The sequence below is a fragment of the Ilumatobacter fluminis genome (genome assembly GCF_004364865.1).
Taxonomy (GTDB): Bacteria; Actinomycetota; Acidimicrobiia; order Acidimicrobiales; family Ilumatobacteraceae; genus Ilumatobacter; species Ilumatobacter fluminis.
The window spans coordinates 2,161,433-2,178,408 of sequence record NZ_SOAU01000001.1 but is presented as its reverse complement, the minus strand read 5'-3'; the positions used below and the strand labels follow the sequence as shown (position 1 = coordinate 2,178,408).

Sequence of the window (16,976 nt, the reverse complement as noted above, 5' to 3'; positions counted from 1 at the left end):
GGTCAGCGGGGGCCGAGCGCCGCCGGGCTGGCGACGGCCGGGAACGAATTCAACACGTTCACGAGCTCCGCCCACACCTGCCGATACTCGCTCTGGTCGCTGATCGTCGGCCCGTTGAGGATCAGCACGAACTCGATCGCTCCCCCGCCGTCGACCGGCAGGTAGCCCGACAGCGCCTTCACGGCGGGCGGGTCCTGGTCGAAGGGCGGGTTGTTGAGCGTGCCGGTCTTGGCGCGCATCCGACCCGCCACCGGGGTGTCGGTGAAGATGTCGCTGAGGGTGCCGGTCTCGCCGGCGATCGCCATGCCGGCGCCGACCGACGAGTCGTAGGTCGAGTACTGCAGGACGTCGAGCAGGGTCGCGCAGCTGATCCGGTTGTCGAGGCTGAGGCCGCTGCCGTCGCCGAGCACCATGCCCGTCGTGTCGATCCCCCACCCGGCGATCGTCGCTGCGATCGCGTTCAGGCCGGCTTCGCGTGTGCCCTGACCCGACACGGCGACGCCGATCTCCTTCACCATCATCTCGGCGGTGTTGTTGTCGCTGTTCGTCAGCATCTCGGCGATCGCCGACGGCAACGGTTGCGACTCGATCGAGGCGAGTTCCGGCACGTCGCCGGGCGCCACGCCCGTGCCGCTGCCGCCGCTGACGACGACGCCTTGTTCGGCGAGGATGCGGACGAACTCACGGGCACCCGCCTCGTTCGGATCGCTCCCCCGCTGGTCGTCACCCTGGACTCGGGCATCGTTGACGAGCAAGGCGTCGTACGGGCCGGCTTCGATGCCGGCGACGCCTTCGCCCCATGAGTCGATGTAGTACTCGTCGTCGTACCGCGAGCCGTCGCCGCGCACGGTGCCGTCGATGCGGGTGACACCGGCAGCGACCAGGTTGCGAGCCAGCTGATCGAGCGAGGTGATGTCGAACACCGGATTGCGGTCGAGGTTGCTCTCCGGGTACCACTCACCCGACAGCAGCGGGTCGCCTCCTCCCACCAGGTAGACGTCGCCGCTGACGACCCCGCCGGACGGCTGAGGGCCGACGACGCGGGTGGTGTAGCGGAAGTCGTTCCCGAGCACGTCCTCGGCCACGGCCGCGACGAGGATCTTCTGGTTGCTGGCCGGGATGACGATCGTGTCCGCGTTGACGGCGCCGACGTCGGTGCCGTCGAGGGAGATCGCGCTGCACGACCGGTCGTTGATCAGCGGGGTCATCGAGGTCGCCGCGTCCTGGAACGCGACCACATTCAGGCGGCGCGACAGCTCGCCCGCCGTCCGGCGCATCGACAGCAGGCCGGTGCTCAGGGCCGGTTGCGCCGGTTCGGTCGCGACCGGCACCGACGAGTCGGTCTCGGGAACGGCGTCGTCGGCGGCGGCAGCCTCACCGTCGGCCCATCGCCAGATCGCCCACAACAGCAGCGCCGGGATCAGCGCTGCGATCGTGAGGACGACGAGGGGGCCGGCACCGGACTGCCGCCGGGCGTTCATGCGGTTCGTCGCGCCCGGTGCTGTGCGTAGCGAACGAGGTGGCCGAGCGCCGCGACGGCACGGTCGCCACTGGGGTAGGCCAGCCGACCGGTGTCGCGCACGGCGGCCGGACCCGGGTTGTCGGGGTCGGCAACGGCGAGTTCGGTGGCGCACAGGATCGGCTTGCCGGTCGCATCGCTCAGTTCGGCCGCCGCCTCCGCGAAGCGACGGTCCTGGCGCTCGTGGTACTCGACGATGCGCTCGAGACCGTGGTCGGGGTAGAAACGGCCCTCACGCATGAGGCGGGCCTGGTTCGACTGGATGCCGAGGCCGATGTAGACGACGGCGTCGACCGAGGGGTGCTCGGCGATGAGGCGCATCACGGTCGGAATCGTGTCACGGGTCTCGCCGCCGGCGCAGTCGACCGGGTTGTTGCGGCTCCAGCGAGCCGGCAGGTGTTCGTCGATGGCGGCCTTGAGGTCGTCGGGGAGCTCGAGCAGGTTCAGGTCGGGGTCTCGGGTGATCGCGTCGGCCGTGACGACACCCCAGCCGCCGGCCGTGGTGAGCACGACGACGTTCGATCCGGTGGGGAGCGGTTGGGTCGCGAACGTGGCGGCCGCCTCGAACGCTTCCTCGACCGAGGGGGCGCGGGTGACGCCGTAGGCGCGGCAGGCGCCGTCGAAGACCTTGTCGTCGGCGGCGAGGGCACCGGTGTGGCTGGCGGCAGCCTTGGCGCCGCCGGCCGTGGCGCCGCCCTTCAGCAGCACGAGCGGCTTGCGGGCGGCGGCGTCGCCGAGACGGCGCATCAGGCCGGCGCCGTCGGTGATGCCTTCGACGTAGGCGAGGCCGACGGCTGTCTCGGGATCGTCGGCGTAGAAGTCGAGATAGTCGGCGACGCTGACCGCCGCCGCGTTGCCGGCCGAGACGGCGCGGCTGATGCCGACGCCGCTCGAGCGGGACAGGTTGAGAAAGCTCGACACGAAGTTGCCCGACTGGCTGGCGACGCCGATGCGGCCGGCCGGCGGATACGGGGCGACGATCTGCGCGCACAGCTTCGCCGGCGTCGAGACGACGCCCTGCCCGTTCGGGCCGGCGAGGAGGATGCCGAGTTCGTCGGCCAGGGCGACGAGGTCGCGCTCCGCGGCACGGCCTTCCTCGCCCGCCTCGCCGTAGCCGGCGGAGGTGAGGAACGCGGCGCCGATCCCTTTGGCTGCGCAGGCCCGGAGGATGTCGGGGTTCGCCTTGGCCGGGGTGCACACGAAGACGAGGTCGATCTCGCCCTCGGGCAGTGCCTCGATGTCGGCGACGGTGTCGATGCCGAGCACGTTCTCACCTTGGAGGTTCGTGCCGAACACGGCGCCCTCGTAGCCGGAGGCGAGCAGGTTGTGGAGCGAGACGAAACCGAACTTGCCCGGGTGGGTGGACGCACCGGTCACGAGCACGCCCTTCGGCTCGAACAGGGCACAGAAGGCGTCGTCGGAGGGGCGAGGCCGCATCGGGAGGTGACCGGCGTCGTGCTGACCGATCTCGACCAGAGCGTCGACGGCGACCGGCGCGCCGTCGGCGGTGACGATCAGCGGGTTGACGTCGACGCTGGCGACGTCGGGACGGTCGACCGACAGCCGACCGAGACCGACGAGCAGGTCGACGAGCGCCTGGCGGTCGACGGCGGCTTCGCCGCGGAACTCACCGAGCAGTTTCTGGGTGGCGAGCCCGTCGATCATCTCCTCGGCCGTGACCGCGTCGATCGGAGCCGGCCGGAACACGACGTCGGCCACGGCCTCGGCCAGGATGCCCCCGACGCCGAGCATCACCGTCGCGCCGAACTGGACGTCGCGCAGGAGGCCGACGATCAGTTCGCGGTTGCCGCGGATCATCGGGGCGACGAGCACGCCGACCTCGCCGTCGTCGGGCGTGGCCGCTGCCAGGAGTTCGGTCGCCGCCGTCTCGACCGACGCCCGGTCGGGCAGGTTCAGGCGGACGAGGCCACGCTCGGTCTTGTGCGCGATCGCCGCGCCTTCGAGCTTGGCGACGACCGGGTAGCCGAGCCGATCGGCGGCGTCGGCGGCCTCGGTCGCCGAGGCGACGACGGCTTCGGGGGCGATGGGGAGTCCGTAGCCGACCAGCAGGGTCTTCGACTCGGATTCGGACAGCGTGGTTCCAGCGTGCATGCGCCGACCACGGTAGTGACCGACCACCCTCGGGTGGCGGCATTGGAGCGCCGCCGCTCAGGCGGTTCCCAGTGCGACGGCCCGGTCAGGTGGGGCGCGGCACGAGCGCGGCGCGGAAGAAGTCGACGACGTGTTCTTCGCGGGCGGCGAGGGCGGCGTCGGACATCGGGGCGACGTCGAGCAGGCCCTCGAGGAACGGTTCGTCGGAGAAGTAGCTGAGGAGTGCGCCGTAGCCGGTGATGAGGAGTTGGCGGGCGTCCTGGCGCAGGAACGTGCCGTTGTCCATCTCGCGGGTGAAGTACTCGGTGGCGAGGTCGAACATCGGGCGCAGGACGCTGGCGAGGTCGATCGCCAGGTGCTGGCCGCCGTCGATCGCCTCGCGACGGACCATGCGGACGTAGCTCGGGTTGTCGGCGAAGAAGCGGAAGCCGGTGCGCAGGACCAGTTCGACCTTGTCCCACCCTTCCTCCGGGGCCGCGATCGCACCGGTGAGGCGGTCGAACCAGTCGGAGAGGAGGTGCTCGAACACCTCTTGATAGAGCGCTTCCTTCGACGGGAAGTGGTGCAGGAGGCTGGGCCGACGGATACCGACACCGGCGGCGATGTCGTTCAAGGACGTGCCCTCGTAGCCGGCCTGCGCGAAGCACGCCAGCGCCTCGTCGAGGATCTGCTCGCGGGTCGACCTGATTCCGGTTTCGATCGCGTCGTCGAGCGACGCCTCGGGTTGCACGGCCATGTGTCACGAGACGCTAACACCGAATTCACCACCTCGACCTACCGACCGGTAGGTAGCCCCGCTACGGTGGGTGTCGTGACCACCATCTTGCTCGCTGTCCTGGTCGGTATCGCCGCCACCACGCTCGCCAACCTCTGCACCACCGTGTACCTGCACCGGGGGCTGTCGCATCGTGCGATCCAGTTCTCCCGGCCCGCGCACGCCGGCTTCAAGACGGTGCTGTGGTTGAGCACCGGGATCAAGGTGCGGGAGTGGGTCGCAGTGCACCGCAAGCACCACGCCTTCACCGACACGCCCGACGACCCGCACTCCCCCGCCGTGTCCGGCTGGTTGACGGTGCAGGTGAAGAACCTGTCGATGTACCGGGCCGCCGCCCACGACGAGGAGAACATCCGCCGCTACGCCAAGGATCTGGCGCCGACCCGCTGGGACCGCTGGCTGTTCGACCGGCAATGGCTCGGCCTGGCGCTCGGCTTCACGTTGCTGCTGGTCGTGTTCGGCTGGCAGATCGCACTCATCGCGGCGTTCGTGCACATCAACTACTACCTCGGCGGTTCGGCGGCGGTGAACGCGATCGGTCACCACTTCGGGCGGCGCCCGTACCGCAACTCGGCGACCAACCTGCAGTGGCTGGCGTTCCTCACCGCCGGTGAGGGGTTCCACAACAATCACCACGCGGCGCCCACGTCGGCCCGCTTCGCCCACCGCCGGCACCAGATCGACCCCGGCTGGTTCGTGATCAAGCCCCTCACCTGGCTCCGCCTGGCACGACTTCGCTTCGACGACATCGTCCTCGCACCCGGCCAGTTACCCGAGCCGGTCACCGCCAACGCGTGAACTCCTCGCGGATCGATCCCGCGAGGAGTTCACGCGTTCGGCGGTGAGCGCTCTGAGGGCGAGCCGGGATCAGGCGGTGACGGTGGTGTGTTCGTAGGCCGCCGTCTCCATCGCGAGGTAGCCCCCGACCGAAGCCGGATCTGCGAACGGGAAGATCTGCGTCGCCCAGTACCCGCCGAGCCCCGTCCGGCGATCGATCCAGTAGTAGCAGTTGGCCAGGCCGGCCCACGCCAGCGACCCGGCCGGCCGCCCGGTCGGAGCGTCCTCGTCGTTGATCATGTAGGTCAACGCCCAGGTCTTCGGCATGCCGGGGAAGAACTCGGCGTCGTTCGACAGTCTCGGGCGCGAGACCGGCAGGATCGACGACGCGGTGGTCGTCGCCCCGACCCCGGGCAGCATCGTGATGTTCATGCCCGCGGGCAGATGGTTCCGCGACGCCATCTCGACCGTGTCGGGACGCAGGATCTGCTCGCCGTCGTCGCTGCGGCCGTCGTTCAGCCACATGCGGATGAACTTCACGTAGTCGAGGGCCGTCCCGTACAGGCCGTGCCCGCCCATGTGGATCTCGGGATCCGGAGGCAGTGCGACCCCGTCGAGCGGGATCAGCGAGTCGTCGGCGTCTTCGCGGGCGTGGATCGTCGCGAGTCGAGCCTGCATGGACGGTGTCGGCGTGAAGGCCGTGTCGTTCATGCCGAGTGGACCGAGGATGCGCTGCTGCATCACCTCGCCGAGGCGTTGGCCGGTGATCCCCTCGACGACCATGCCGGCCCAATCGATGTTCGTGCCGTACTCCCAGCGCTCGCCCGGGTCGAAGAGGAGCGGCGTGGTGATCGACGCCCACGACGCGTCGACGACCCACGGCTGGCCCTGCTCGTTCGCGAGACGGGTGTACGCCTCGTTGAAGAAGTCGTAGGTGAAGCCGGCGGTGTGCGTCAGCAGATGACGTGTCGTGATGTCCCGCTTCGGCGGACGCAGACGGGGCGTCCCGTCGTCGTCGAAGCCGTCGAGCACCTGGATCTCACCCAGCCGGGGCACGTACTCGCGCGCCGGGGCGTCGAGGTCGAGCGCACCGTCCTCGACGAGTTGCAGGCACGCGGTCCCGGCGATCGCCTTGGTGGTCGAGAAGATCGCACACACGGTGTCGGGTTCGAACGGTTCCTCCGATCCCATGTTCCGGACGCCACGCGCTCCTTCGTAGATCGTGCCGCTTCGGTCGGTGATCGCTACGGACACGCCCGGCACTCGCGGCGTGCCGGTGGTCGCGTCGTCGAGTACGGCGTCGATCGCGTCGGCGAGATCGTTCATGATGGCCCCCTCCAGCCCCTCGGCGCGGAGACGGTCTCCGTGCACGACTCCGACGGTACGCAACACCACGGCGGGGCGATACCGCCATCGCGACGCACTTCTCGCCCGTCGGCCCGCCGTTCGGCGGGTCGGGTGTTCAGCGCTGCTCGGCGGTCGGTGGGGCGACCAACACGGTGGAGTGTTGGAGGCGCCACACCAGGTAGGCGATGCCGATGCGGGTGCGTCCGATGCCGTCCATCGGATCGAACGGCAATGTCCGTTGGATCTCGTCGATCCGCGTCTGCATGGTCGAGTGATGGACGTCGGCGAGGCGGGCCGCCTGGCGGACCGAGCCGGCCCTCACCAGTGCGTCGAGCGTCTCGGCGCCCCAACTGTGGGCCATGATCGCGTCGAGCGGGTCGACGTCGAGCAGTGGGCCGGCCGTGTGACTCGCTGCGAGGAGTTCGACCAGACCGCCGTAGTCGTCGGCGACGACCGTCGGGACGTCGGGCGGGGCGCTCAAACGTAGGCAGACCATCGCCGTCCGGAAGGACCGGTCGAGGTCGTCGAGCGACATGGGGACGCCGATCCCGCACGGGTTGGCCTCGATCGCGATCACCGACTCCGGCACGACGGCGACGTGGATGGGGCCGAACGGTGTGTTGACGACGTCCTCGACCATGTGGCCGTGACGGTGCCACGTGGCGAACAGCGGCAGGCAGACGATGCGATGCCGTTCGTTGGGCCGGAGCCCGAGCGCGACGAGGAGTTGCTGCCGTACGTGTGGCGGGACGTCGGGGTCGAGGGCCGACGACAGACCGCGGCGACCGTCGGGTGGGTTGCGTCCGAGCCGGAGCCCGATACCCAGCGCGAGCCGTTCGAGGACCATCGCGTCGTTCATCCCGAGCGGGGGTGACTTCTCGATCCAGACCGTCAGGCCGTCGTCGGTATGGGCCACCCGTTCGATCGAGGGCGCGGCAGCATCGTCGGGAAGGGCCACACCGTCGGGACCGACGCGCATCGAGCGGCCGGAGCGTTCGTCGTGGAAGCCGGCCACCGAACCGGCCATGGACGCGCCGGCGCTGAGGAGCGCATGAGCGTTGACACCCCCGCGCACGAGTTCGTCGAAACACGCGATGACGCGGAGCGACATGCTTGCGCTGGTGTCGAGCGCCGTCAGACGCGCAAGGAGCTCCTGCACTCTTCCCCTCCCTCGGGCAGACGCACATCCTACTCAACGAGAGCACGACTGGGCCGGACGGCCGATCAGTCGATCAGGACCCGGGCCACCCAGGCGTCCCGGGTCGCGATCATCCCTCGCGACAAGGTGGCGTGCGGGGCGAAGATGTCGAAGGCGTGGAAGCCACCGGGCCACACGTGGAGCTCGGCACTGCCGCCGGCGCGCCACAGCGCGGTGGCGTACTCGATCGCCTCGTCGCGGAAGATCTCGGCCGACCCGACGTCGATGAACGCGGGCGGCAGACCGGACAGGTCGGTGGCGCGTGCGGGTGCGGCGTAGATCGACACGTCGTCGGTTTGGTACCGGTCGCCCAACGAGGCACGCCACGCCGTCTCGTTGCTGACGCGGTCCCACACCCCGATCCCGTCGAACTGGGTCGTCGACACGGTTCGCCCACGATCGTCGAGCATCGGGTAGTCGAGCAGTTGCGCACACACCGGCGGGCCGTCACGATCGCGCGCTGCGAGAGCGAGCCCCGCTGCGAGTCCGCCGCCGGCACTCGCCCCGGCGACCATGATGCGGTCAGGGTCGACGTCGAGACGATCGGCGTCCGACGCGAGCCACTCGAGTGCTGCGTAGCAGTCTTCGCGTGCGTAGGGATCCGGGTGTTCCGGTGCGAGTCGGTACTCGACGGTGACGAGCGTGACCGCCCACCGTTCGACCCAGTCGATGACGCGGTCGAGGCCGCTGAAACGGTCGCCGAACATCAGCCCGCCCGAGTGCAGGAACAGCACGGTCGGTCGGGCGCCGACTGCCCCGTCGGCGGTGAAGACCGATCCCACGACCTCGTCGCCGCGGTGTCCGGCGAACGTTTCGTCGCAGACGGTGATCCGCCGCCCCTCGAGCAAGTCGGCGACCGGCGGACCGGCGTACGACGTCCGCATGAAGTCGACGAGGTCCGGCGTGATGGTCGGCGGGAACATGCCGCCGACGAGCGCCAGTCCCCCACGGAGCTCGGGATCGAACTCGGGTCGAACCGCGACGCCCGGATCCGTCGCCGGGTTCGGTTCGTGCGTCGCCGCGTCCATCCCGCCAGGGTTCCACATCTCGCGGTCGGCAGCGTACGTAGGATCGGGCCGTGGGATCGATCGGGGCCGACGAGGTACGACGAGCTGCTGACGAGTGTGCGCAGTTCCTCCGTGGCGAGGTGGACGACGATTGGTCGGTGCCGATCCCCGACCTGGAGATGACGGTCGGCGAGGTGGTCGCGCACGCCGCCGAGGGGTGCGTGTGGTACGCGATCGACCTGGCGGCCGGCGGCGACGACCTCGAGCCGGTCGAGCATCGGGTCAAGACTGACGTCACGAACGGGTCGTTGGTCGACACGCTGACGGCCTACGCACGCGTGGTGGCCGGTGTGATCGAGACGACACCCGACACCGTGCGCGGTTTCCATCCCATGGGTGCCGCCGATCCCTCCGGGTTCGCGGCGATGGCGTGCGACGAGATGCTGATCCACACCGACGACGCGGCGCGCGGTCTCGGCCTCGAGTTCCGCCCGAGCGACGACCTGTCGGCGGCGGTGCTGGCACGGTTGTTCCCGTGGATCGAGGGTGACGGTGATCCATGGGATCTGCTCCGTTGGGCCAACGGTCGGATCGAGCTGTCGGGCCGGGAGCGGTTGAGCGACTGGGCCTGGCACTGTGCCCCGCTCGACGACTGGGACGGGACGGTGCCCACCCGTTCGTCGGTGCTGGGCGGCGGCTGACCGACGCGTCCGCGGACGCGTAAGTCAGCGGGCGAGCACGGCAGCGACGATGCACACCGCGACTCCGGCGAGCGCGCACCATCCGACGATGCGGCGAACCCTCGAATCGCCGTAGCGGCTGCCGAGGCCGCGCAGGAACGCCCGGTTCGACTGGAGTTGCCCCTCGGGTGTCAGCACGCTGTGCCCCCGATCGTCGATGTCGTCCATGACCGAACGCTACGCCCCGGCGGCGTGGCCGTCCATCGGCTGACGCGTCCGCAGACGCGTCAGCCCGGAAACCCTGTGACACCCCCGAAGTACGCTGAGTCGAGCGAGCTCGACCACACCCTCGCCGAACGGTGGTCCGGAAACGAAGCCCGATCCGATCGGAGGCAGTCATGTCCGGTTCCCGATCTCCCGCCACTCAAGGAGCACCCCTGACCGAGGCGTTGGGCGACGCCATTGCGAACTGGTCGAACGACCAGCGAACCGTCGTCGTGCTCGCCGCCGAGTTCGCCGACTCGGGTGAGTGGGTGGTGTCCAGCTCGGCGTCGGCGGCGCACTGGATCGCAGCGAGCGCCGACATCGAGGTGTGTACGGCTCGTGAGTGGATCCGCGTCGGGCGGACGCTCCGGAGCCTGCCGCTGGTGGCACGGCTGTTCGACACCGGCGAGCTGTCGTACAGCAAGGTGCGAACGCTGACGCGTGTTGCGACGAGCGAGAACGAGTCGGCGCTCGTCGCACTGGCGGCCGACGTCCCAGCCGGACAGCTCGGCCGAGCGATCGCTGCGTGGATGAGTCGCACATCCGACGACGTCGAGCTCGAGCGGCTGCACCAGGAACAGCGCTCCGTCGTCTGGCGCAACGAACCCGACGGCATGGTCACGTTCACGGCACGGCTGGCTCCGTTGGCTGCCGGTCAGCTGATCGCACGCCTCCAGACCCACGTCATGACGAATCGCCCGACGCGGCGTCGCTCGATGCGTGGCCCTCCTTGGCGCAACAGCACGCCGACGCGTTGTCGGCGCTGATCGCCGGCACGGCAGGATCGCTCACGACCGAGGTCGTGCTCCACGTCCGCGAAGACGGTGCGACCCTCGACGACGGCTCACCGTTGCCGCTCGGTGTCGTCGCCCGCATCGCGTCCGACGCATTCATCCGGGCGCTGATCCACGACGCCGAGGGTCGCCCGATCGACGCCAGCTCGCGCCGGCGTCACCCGACCGCCCGCCAGAAGCGCGTCGTCAAGGAGCGCGACCGAGCGTGCGTCGACTGTGGGTCCACGGGGCTCCTCGAGTACGACCACGTCCCCGACTTCGCGGTGTCGGGGCGCACCGTCGTGGACGAACTCGAACTCCGCTGCGCCCCCTGCCACCGCCGCCGCCACGGACACGCCGCCGCCTGACCGCGTGCACCTCCGAGCGCGAGTCAGCCGCAATGACGGTCTGGCTGGCCGACCTCGATCCAGGATCGCACCGTCGAGCAAGACCCGCTCACACTGCCGGTTAGCGCGTGGGGTCGAAGTGCTTCCTCAGCCGCAGTTCTGATCGATCGAGTTCCGAACAGAGCGAGACCGTCGCGGCTCTCGCATCGGCAGTTAGGCATCAAGCGCACGTCTCCACTCGCCGAGAAATCCAACCTCAAGGCTCTCGTCGAGTTGGCCGTCCGAGATCCACCCGATGACCTCGCCGTCGTACTCGACCGCGACCGTCACCGGGGTTGATCGCGTCACCATCGCCAAGTCATGGAGCAATCTGGTCGCGGCCGCAAGTCCGGCACGTTCGGTCTCTGCAGCCTGGACCTGCCCAGGTCGTGGGAGGCGAACTCCGATTCCAGCATCTGGGCTGGCTGCAGCCTCGGGCCGATCGATCGGCCACTCGCCGTCATGAAGACGAACCGCCATTGCCGCGAAGAACTCTGGGTTCAGGATGTCGTCGGACCCTTCGACGAAGCCCGCAAGCGTCACCGTGTCGACTTCCACAACCGCCTCTTCCACTAGCGCAGAATGCCTGATCTGGTCCCACACGGCAAGCGCCACGCCGCACGCGACCCGATCAGAAGGTTCGGTGCACGATGCGGTCGGACGCGCACGTACCGGCACTCATCGATCGGGGCCGGCGGGTGCGACTCCTCAGGAAACCTTGTCGCACCCCCGGATTAGGCTGGGGCGCATCCCACCCCGCACCGACGCCCCAGCCTAATCCGGGGGCAGGCGGCGGTCGGCGGGCGGTCTTCTCGTCAGGGCGTTGCTGCGCGTGCTCGCTGCGCGACGGCACGCGTCCGCGGACGCGTCTGCCCGCCCGCCCGGCCCCCGGGCGCGACGACGGGGCCGGTCGCCTTGCGGCGACGCGACCCCGTCGGTCGATCGTTCAGGTGGTGATCGGGCGGATCAGCTGGGCGGGTAGACGCCCATGCCCTTCGCCTTCTCGGTCTGCCAGAAGACGTCGGCAATGGCATCGATCTGCTCGAGGAGCTTCTCGGCCGGGGCGGCGTCGAGGCTCTTCTTGACGTCGCCGGCGCCGTGGATGGCGTCCCAGAACATCTGGTGGAGGTTCGGGAACTGGGCGAAGTGATCGGGGGTGAAGAAGTCGGCCCACAGCACCATCAGGTGATGCTTGACCTCTTCGGCGCGCTGCTCCTTGACCATGATCGCACGGGTCTTGAAGTGCTCGTCATCGGAGTCGTGGTACTTCTGGATGGTCTTCAGACACGACAGGGCCTCGATCTTGGCCTGCGCCGGGTCGTAGACACCGCAGTAGAGGTCGCAGTGAGCGTGGGCCTCGGTCGCATTGGCGAACAGACGGCTGAGCATCGATTTCTCCTTCATCGAGGGGACGGTTACCCCGCAACCTACACTCACAAACGTGGCGACAAGGCAACCCGGCCGAACTTGGCCGATCCGCCGCTTCCAGGTCGTCGAGGCCTCGATGGAACCGACCCTCCGGCCCGGTGACGGCCTCCTGGCAGTCCGATCGAGCCGAGCCCGGCGCGGCGAGATCCGCGTCTTCGAGCACCCGATGCGGCCCGGCTTCTGGCTCGTGAAGCGGGTCGATCACGTGCGCGGCGACCGGTTCGAAGCGGTCTCCGACAATCCCGACGCCGGTGCGGTCGACTCCCGCGTGTTCGGCGACGTGCCGATCGCCGGCTCGTTCCGCGTCGTGTGGACCGTCTCCGCCCGCCGGTGACAGACTCCCGGCCATGGCGATCTACCTGTGCCACACCGACCCCGATCTCTACGAGCACGACGCCGACGTCGTCGCCGTGCGGCCGGGCGCCGTCGCCCTGAGCCGCTCGGCGTTCCATCCCGGTGGCGGCGGGCAGGTGAGCGACATCGGCGCGATCGAGTGGTCGGGCGGTCGTGCCGCGGTCACCCACGTCGAACTCGACGGCGACACCTGGTGGCACGTCCTCGACGACGCCACCGCCGAACCGAGCGGCAGCGTGCAGGTCACCGTCGACGCCGACCACCGCCTCGGCGTGGCCTCGCTCCACACCATGAGCCACGTGCTCAACGCGTTCGTCTTCGACGAGTTCGCCGGCGCCCTCGTCACCGGTGCCCAGATCACCGGCGACGGCAAGGGCCGGATGGACTTCGACCTCCCCGAGGTCGACAACGACCGCCTCCGTGCACTCACCGACCCGATCAACGCGGTGATCGCCCGGGGCCTCACCGTCGACTCGATCTACGTCCCCGTCACCGAAGCCACACCCGAGAGCGGCCTCATGCGCAGCAAGTCGGTCGCGCCGCCGCCCACCGACGACGGCACCTTCCGCGTGATCGACATCGACGGCGTCGACCGCCAGGCCTGCGGTGGCACCCACCTCACCAACACCGGCCAGTCCCGGCCGATCGCCATCACCAAGGTCGAGAACAAGGGTCGCCACAACCGACGTGTCCGCTTCCAGTTCGCCGACGCCTGAACCGCAGGACGTCCATCCGCTCGTCGCCGAACCGACAGCGGTGCGGGGCACGATCAGCTCCGTCGCGTTCGAGTCGGGCGACCGGTTCGTCGTCGGGAACTGGCATCGCTCCCCTGTCGGCCGCCTCGTCGACGTCATGTGGGTCACGACCGACGGCACCCGTCGCCTCCTCGTGAACGACGAGCGAGCCGCCGAGTTCATCACCTCCATCTACGCCTTCGACGAGGTCCACGTGGCACCCCTGACCGTCGACGGTGACGCCACCCATACGCACGTGTCCGGCCACGGGCTCCAGCTCTCGATGACGGCGGGCCGCCGCCGTCCGATCCCGTTCCCACGGCCACGGTGGGTCACCCGCTGGGTCGAGGCGCCGATCGCCCGTCGCCTGATGGGCGTCGAGACCTACGGCGTCAGCCCGACCGGCGTGCGCGAGTGGTACCAGTCGCGCGGCTGGAGCTGGATCACCGAGGCGTCGGGAACCCTCGACGGCGTCGACCTCGGCGAAGTCGTCCCGATCCGCAAGCCGGTCGGTGTCGGCTTCAGCGACCCGCCCGAACGCCCGTCGATCGTCACGGTCCACGTCGCCATCCACCCGCCGGAGCGCTGAACGCCGGATCGGTGCGACTCAGCGGCGGCGGGCGACGAGGGTGGCCTCACCGTCGAGTTCGACGTGGCGTTCGATCGTCACGTCGAACTCGCGGAACGCGTCGACCAGCTCCCCCGGCGGGGCATGGAACTCGCCGCCCTCGCCGTCGAGCCCGACCTGGGACAGCACGGTGATCACGAGCACGCCACCCGGCTCGAGCATGTACACCAGCTGCTCGTACAGGTCGGGGTCGCGGAACCGCTGACAGATCACGAGTGAGCAGCTGTTCCCGACATCGCTCGGCAGCCCCTCGTCGAGATCGATCACCCGCGAGTCGACCCGGTCGCGGATCCCGAGTTGCACGGCAGCGGAGTTGAGGGCGGTGATCGCCACGTCGGACGCATCGACGGCGACCACCTCGAACCCGTTCTGAGCGGCCCACAACGACTGGGCACCCAATCCGCACGCCACGTCGAGACAGCGCCCGCGCTCGAGTCGCACCCCGCCGAGGCCCTTCGGCATCGACGGGTCGCCGGTGAGCTTGCCGTCGTACCGTCCGTTCCAACGCTCTGCGTCCGCCTGCACCGGGCCATCTTCGCAGGTCACCGCTACCCTCGGCCCCATGCAGATCGTGTCGGCCCTCTTCGTCGAGAACTTCGAGATGCGACAGGCTCCCGGCCCGTCCACCAGGCTCGACCTCACCGGCGCCATGTTCTCGATGGCCGCCCCCGAACCGGCCCCGCTCACCATCTCGCCGCACCTCGTGGCGCTCATCTTCTGCCCGGAGGGCGAGACGGGCCAGGGCGTGTTCGAGGTGATCTTCCGCCCCGACCTCGACGATCCCGAACGTCCCGACGCCGGCGAGCACCTGGCCCGCAACGTCAGCCCGTTCAACGTCGAACCCGGCAAGTTCACCTACCGCCTGGTGCGTGGCGAACTCGAGTTCCCCGACTACGGGCAGGTGTTCGCCCACTGCCGCGTCGACCGCGGCCCCTGGCACGTCGTGCCGTTCACCCTGCTGCCGCCCGCCGCCTGACGCGATCGGCCCATGTCGGGTCGCGCCCGCGGCCAGTAGTGTCGGAGGTGATGCCTCTCACCCCCGAACTCGACCGCGACGCCGTCAATCTGATCCGTGGGTTCGCCATGGACGCCCCGCTCGCCGCCAACAGCGGCCACCAGGGCACCGCGATGGCGCTCGCACCGCTGGCCCACGTCCTCTACAGCCGGGTGATGAAGTTCGACCCGGCCGACCCGAACTGGGCCGACCGCGACCGGTTCGTCCTGTCCGCCGGCCACGCGTCGATCCTGCAGTACTCGATGCTGTACCTGAGCGGTGTCGGTCTCGAACTCGACGACATCAAGGCGTTCCGCCAGTTCGAGTCGAAGACGCCGGGTCACCCCGAAGCCGGCCACACCGCCGGCGTCGAGGTCACCACCGGTCCGCTCGGTCAGGGATTCGCCAACGCCGTCGGCATGGCGCTCGCCGAACGCATCCTGTCGGAGAAGTTCGGCACCGACGCCGTCGACCACCACACCTTCGTCGTCGCCGGCGACGGCTGCCTGATGGAGGGCGTGTCGCACGAGGCCGCGTCGCTCGCCGGGCACCTGCAGCTCGGCAAGCTCGTCTGCGTCTACGACGACAACCACATCACGATCGACGGCGAGACCGAACTCGCCTTCAGCGACGACACCCCCGCCCGCTTCCGCGCCTACGGCTGGGACGTCGTCGACCTCGGTGAGATCGCGAACGACCTCGACGCACTCGAAGCGGCGCTGGAAGCGGCGAAGCAGACCGATCGGCCCTCGCTGCTCGTGCTGCGTTCGCACATCGGCTTTCCCTCGCCCGACCACACCGACGACCACGAGGCCCACGGTCTCGCGTTCGACGCCGGCGACGTGACCCGCACCAAGGAGGTCATGGGGATCCCCGACGAACCGTTCTGGGCGCCGAGCGAGGTCGTCGACGCCTACCGCGGTACGGCCGCCGAGCGCGGCACCGCCGCCCGCTCCGCCTGGGAAGCCCGCGCTGCCGACACGATCGAATCGCCCGAGTGGGCCGCCTGTTGGAACCAGACCGGCCTCGACGGCTGGGACGCCGACCTGCCCACCTACGACCAGGGCGACAGCGTCGCCACCCGCAAGGCGATCAACGCCGCGTTCAACGCCACGCTCGACAAGATCCCCGGTCTCGTCTCCGGCGCCGCCGACCTCACGGGCAACACCGGCACCAAGCTGAACGGTCAGACGACGAACGCGGCGGATGCGCCGGGCGGACGACAGATCGCCTACGGCGTGCGCGAGCAGGGCATGGGTTCGGCCATGGTCGGCATGGCCCTCCACGGCGGCGTCATCCCGATCGGCGGCACGTTCTTCGTGTTCCTCGACTACATGCGTCCGCCGGTCCGCCTCTCGGCGCTGTCACACGCCAAGGCCGTGTTCGTGTTCACCCACGACTCGGTCGGCGTCGGTGAGGACGGCCCCACCCACCAGCCGGTCGAACACCTCGCCACCCTGCGGGCCATCCCCGACCTCCACGTCATCCGGCCGGCCGACGCCAACGAGACGATCGCTGCATGGGCCGACACGGTCCGCCACGACGGACCGACCGCACTCGTGCTCAGCCGCCAGAACATCACCGTCGTCACCGACGGTTCGGCCGTCGAGCGCGGCGCGGGCATCGTTCGCTCCGCCGACGACCCCGACATCGTCCTCGTCGCCACCGGCAGCGAAGTCGCCCTCTGCGTCGAGGCAGCCGAACGCCTCGCCGCCGACGGCACCACGACCCAGGTCGTGAGCATGCCCTCGTGGGATCGCTTCGATCAGCAGGACGCCGACTACACCGACACCGTGCTCCCGATCGGTGTACCGACCCTCGCCGTCGAAGCCGGCGTCGAACTCGGATGGCACAAGTACGCCGACGACGTCGTCAGCATCGAACGTTTCGGTGCGAGCGCTCCCGGCAACGTCGTCATGGAGAAGCTCGGCCTGAACGTCGACCACGTCGTCGCCCGTGCCGCCGAACTCGTCGAACTGCTCGCCGACTGACCCAGCGCC

At 69.6% G+C, this 16,976-nt stretch carries 19 protein-coding genes; 9 read left to right on the top strand and 10 right to left on the bottom strand.

Annotated features, from left to right (window positions below):
* Window positions 1–2 precede the first annotated feature (2 nt).
* The 3 genes from dacB to BDK89_RS09880 form a co-directional block, all read right to left on the bottom strand.
* Complete coding sequence (gene dacB, locus BDK89_RS09890) at window positions 3–1,481, bottom strand: D-alanyl-D-alanine carboxypeptidase/D-alanyl-D-alanine endopeptidase (protein WP_133868795.1); 1,479 nt, start codon at window positions 1,479–1,481, stop codon at window positions 3–5.
* Window positions 1,478–3,631, bottom strand: a complete 2,154-nt coding sequence (locus BDK89_RS09885) for an acetate--CoA ligase family protein (RefSeq protein WP_133868794.1) — start codon at window positions 3,629–3,631, stop codon at window positions 1,478–1,480. Before BDK89_RS09885 ends, dacB begins: the two co-directional genes overlap by 4 nt.
* A gap of 85 nt (window positions 3,632–3,716) precedes the next feature.
* Window positions 3,717–4,367 carry a TetR/AcrR family transcriptional regulator gene (locus tag BDK89_RS09880; RefSeq protein WP_133868793.1) on the bottom strand — a complete coding sequence of 217 codons (651 nt, stop codon included), beginning with the start codon at window positions 4,365–4,367 and terminating at the stop codon, window positions 3,717–3,719.
* A gap of 75 nt (window positions 4,368–4,442) precedes the next feature.
* Between BDK89_RS09880 and BDK89_RS09875 the strand changes: the two genes are divergently transcribed.
* On the top strand, window positions 4,443–5,204 hold the full coding sequence (locus tag BDK89_RS09875; RefSeq protein WP_166657496.1) for a fatty acid desaturase: 762 nt from the start codon (window positions 4,443–4,445) through the stop codon (window positions 5,202–5,204).
* Window positions 5,205–5,273: 69 nt separating this feature from the next.
* Here BDK89_RS09875 and acmB read toward each other — a convergent pair whose 3' ends face one another.
* The 3 genes from acmB to BDK89_RS09860 all read right to left on the bottom strand — a co-directional run bounded on the left by acmB (window position 5,274) and on the right by BDK89_RS09860 (window position 8,756).
* A complete protein-coding gene (gene acmB, locus BDK89_RS09870) occupies window positions 5,274–6,509 on the bottom strand; it encodes a methyl acetate hydrolase AcmB (protein ID WP_133871044.1) in 1,236 nt (411 codons plus the stop codon).
* Between the two features lie 136 nt (window positions 6,510–6,645).
* Window positions 6,646–7,689, bottom strand: coding sequence for a helix-turn-helix domain-containing protein (locus tag BDK89_RS09865; RefSeq protein ID WP_133868791.1), 1,044 nt, complete (start codon window positions 7,687–7,689; stop codon window positions 6,646–6,648).
* Window positions 7,690–7,754: 65 nt separating this feature from the next.
* The gene (locus BDK89_RS09860) at window positions 7,755–8,756 is read right to left on the bottom strand and encodes an alpha/beta hydrolase (protein WP_208294022.1); all 1,002 of its coding nucleotides are present in this window, start codon (window positions 8,754–8,756) and stop codon (window positions 7,755–7,757) included.
* A 50-nt stretch (window positions 8,757–8,806) separates the two neighbouring features.
* On the opposite strand from BDK89_RS09860, the gene BDK89_RS09855 reads away from it, so the two are divergent.
* On the top strand, window positions 8,807–9,436 hold the full coding sequence (locus tag BDK89_RS09855; RefSeq protein ID WP_208294021.1) for a maleylpyruvate isomerase N-terminal domain-containing protein: 630 nt from the start codon (window positions 8,807–8,809) through the stop codon (window positions 9,434–9,436).
* Window positions 9,437–9,460: 24 nt separating this feature from the next.
* Here BDK89_RS09855 and BDK89_RS09850 read toward each other — a convergent pair whose 3' ends face one another.
* A complete protein-coding gene (locus BDK89_RS09850) occupies window positions 9,461–9,643 on the bottom strand; it encodes a hypothetical protein (protein ID WP_133868790.1) in 183 nt (60 codons plus the stop codon).
* 170 nt (window positions 9,644–9,813) lie between these two features.
* On the opposite strand from BDK89_RS09850, the gene BDK89_RS09845 reads away from it, so the two are divergent.
* Window positions 9,814–10,446, top strand: a complete 633-nt coding sequence (locus tag BDK89_RS09845; RefSeq protein ID WP_133868789.1) for a DUF222 domain-containing protein — start codon at window positions 9,814–9,816, stop codon at window positions 10,444–10,446.
* The gene (locus BDK89_RS09840; protein WP_133868788.1) at window positions 10,410–10,820 is read left to right on the top strand and encodes an HNH endonuclease signature motif containing protein; all 411 of its coding nucleotides are present in this window, start codon (window positions 10,410–10,412) and stop codon (window positions 10,818–10,820) included. Before BDK89_RS09845 ends, BDK89_RS09840 begins: the two co-directional genes overlap by 37 nt.
* A gap of 192 nt (window positions 10,821–11,012) precedes the next feature.
* Here BDK89_RS09840 and BDK89_RS09835 read toward each other — a convergent pair whose 3' ends face one another.
* Both BDK89_RS09835 and sodN read right to left on the bottom strand, forming a co-directional pair.
* A complete protein-coding gene (locus BDK89_RS09835) occupies window positions 11,013–11,453 on the bottom strand; it encodes a hypothetical protein (RefSeq protein WP_133868787.1) in 441 nt (146 codons plus the stop codon).
* 351 nt (window positions 11,454–11,804) lie between these two features.
* Entirely contained in the window at window positions 11,805–12,227 is a 423-nt protein-coding gene (gene sodN, locus BDK89_RS09830; protein WP_133871041.1) for a superoxide dismutase, Ni, read from the bottom strand.
* A 52-nt stretch (window positions 12,228–12,279) separates the two neighbouring features.
* Here sodN and BDK89_RS09825 point away from each other — a divergent pair, with 52 nt between their 5' ends.
* From BDK89_RS09825 to BDK89_RS09815, 3 genes are read left to right on the top strand one after another with little or no spacing between them, the layout of a single operon-like run.
* The gene (locus BDK89_RS09825; RefSeq protein ID WP_208294020.1) at window positions 12,280–12,600 is read left to right on the top strand and encodes a S26 family signal peptidase; all 321 of its coding nucleotides are present in this window, start codon (window positions 12,280–12,282) and stop codon (window positions 12,598–12,600) included.
* Between the two features lie 13 nt (window positions 12,601–12,613).
* The gene (locus tag BDK89_RS09820; RefSeq protein ID WP_133868786.1) at window positions 12,614–13,336 is read left to right on the top strand and encodes an alanyl-tRNA editing protein; all 723 of its coding nucleotides are present in this window, start codon (window positions 12,614–12,616) and stop codon (window positions 13,334–13,336) included.
* Entirely contained in the window at window positions 13,308–13,943 is a 636-nt protein-coding gene (locus tag BDK89_RS09815; protein WP_133868785.1) for a hypothetical protein, read from the top strand. Before BDK89_RS09820 ends, BDK89_RS09815 begins: the two co-directional genes overlap by 29 nt.
* 18 nt (window positions 13,944–13,961) lie before the next feature.
* On the opposite strand, the gene BDK89_RS09810 is transcribed toward BDK89_RS09815, so the two are convergent.
* Complete coding sequence (locus BDK89_RS09810) at window positions 13,962–14,507, bottom strand: class I SAM-dependent methyltransferase (protein WP_166657495.1); 546 nt, start codon at window positions 14,505–14,507, stop codon at window positions 13,962–13,964.
* Window positions 14,508–14,544: 37 nt separating this feature from the next.
* Here BDK89_RS09810 and BDK89_RS09805 point away from each other — a divergent pair, with 37 nt between their 5' ends.
* Window positions 14,545–14,958 carry a hypothetical protein gene (locus BDK89_RS09805; RefSeq protein WP_166657494.1) on the top strand — a complete coding sequence of 138 codons (414 nt, stop codon included), beginning with the start codon at window positions 14,545–14,547 and terminating at the stop codon, window positions 14,956–14,958.
* 50 nt (window positions 14,959–15,008) lie between these two features.
* Entirely contained in the window at window positions 15,009–16,967 is a 1,959-nt protein-coding gene (gene tkt, locus BDK89_RS09800; protein ID WP_133868782.1) for a transketolase, read from the top strand.
* Window positions 16,968–16,976: the final 9 nt, after the last annotated feature.

Bases quoted from the DNA above. Each gene is read 5' to 3' on its own strand.
- BDK89_RS09860 (WP_208294022.1), bottom strand. From the start codon at position 8,756: ATGGACGCGGCGACGCACGAACCGAACCCGGCGACGGATCCGGGCGTC.
- acmB (WP_133871044.1), bottom strand. From the start codon at position 6,509: ATGAACGATCTCGCCGACGCGATCGACGCCGTACTCGACGACGCGACC.
- tkt (WP_133868782.1), top strand. From the start codon at position 15,009: ATGCCTCTCACCCCCGAACTCGACCGCGACGCCGTCAATCTGATCCGT.
- BDK89_RS09885 (WP_133868794.1), bottom strand. From the start codon at position 3,631: ATGCACGCTGGAACCACGCTGTCCGAATCCGAGTCGAAGACCCTGCTG.
- sodN (WP_133871041.1), bottom strand. From the start codon at position 12,227: ATGCTCAGCCGTCTGTTCGCCAATGCGACCGAGGCCCACGCTCACTGC.
- BDK89_RS09845 (WP_133868789.1), top strand. From the start codon at position 9,814: ATGTCCGGTTCCCGATCTCCCGCCACTCAAGGAGCACCCCTGACCGAG.
- BDK89_RS09880 (WP_133868793.1), bottom strand. From the start codon at position 4,367: ATGGCCGTGCAACCCGAGGCGTCGCTCGACGACGCGATCGAAACCGGA.
- BDK89_RS09850 (WP_133868790.1), bottom strand. From the start codon at position 9,643: ATGGACGACATCGACGATCGGGGGCACAGCGTGCTGACACCCGAGGGG.
- BDK89_RS09820 (WP_133868786.1), top strand. From the start codon at position 12,614: ATGGCGATCTACCTGTGCCACACCGACCCCGATCTCTACGAGCACGAC.
- dacB (WP_133868795.1), bottom strand. From the start codon at position 1,481: ATGAACGCCCGGCGGCAGTCCGGTGCCGGCCCCCTCGTCGTCCTCACG.
- BDK89_RS09805 (WP_166657494.1), top strand. From the start codon at position 14,545: ATGCAGATCGTGTCGGCCCTCTTCGTCGAGAACTTCGAGATGCGACAG.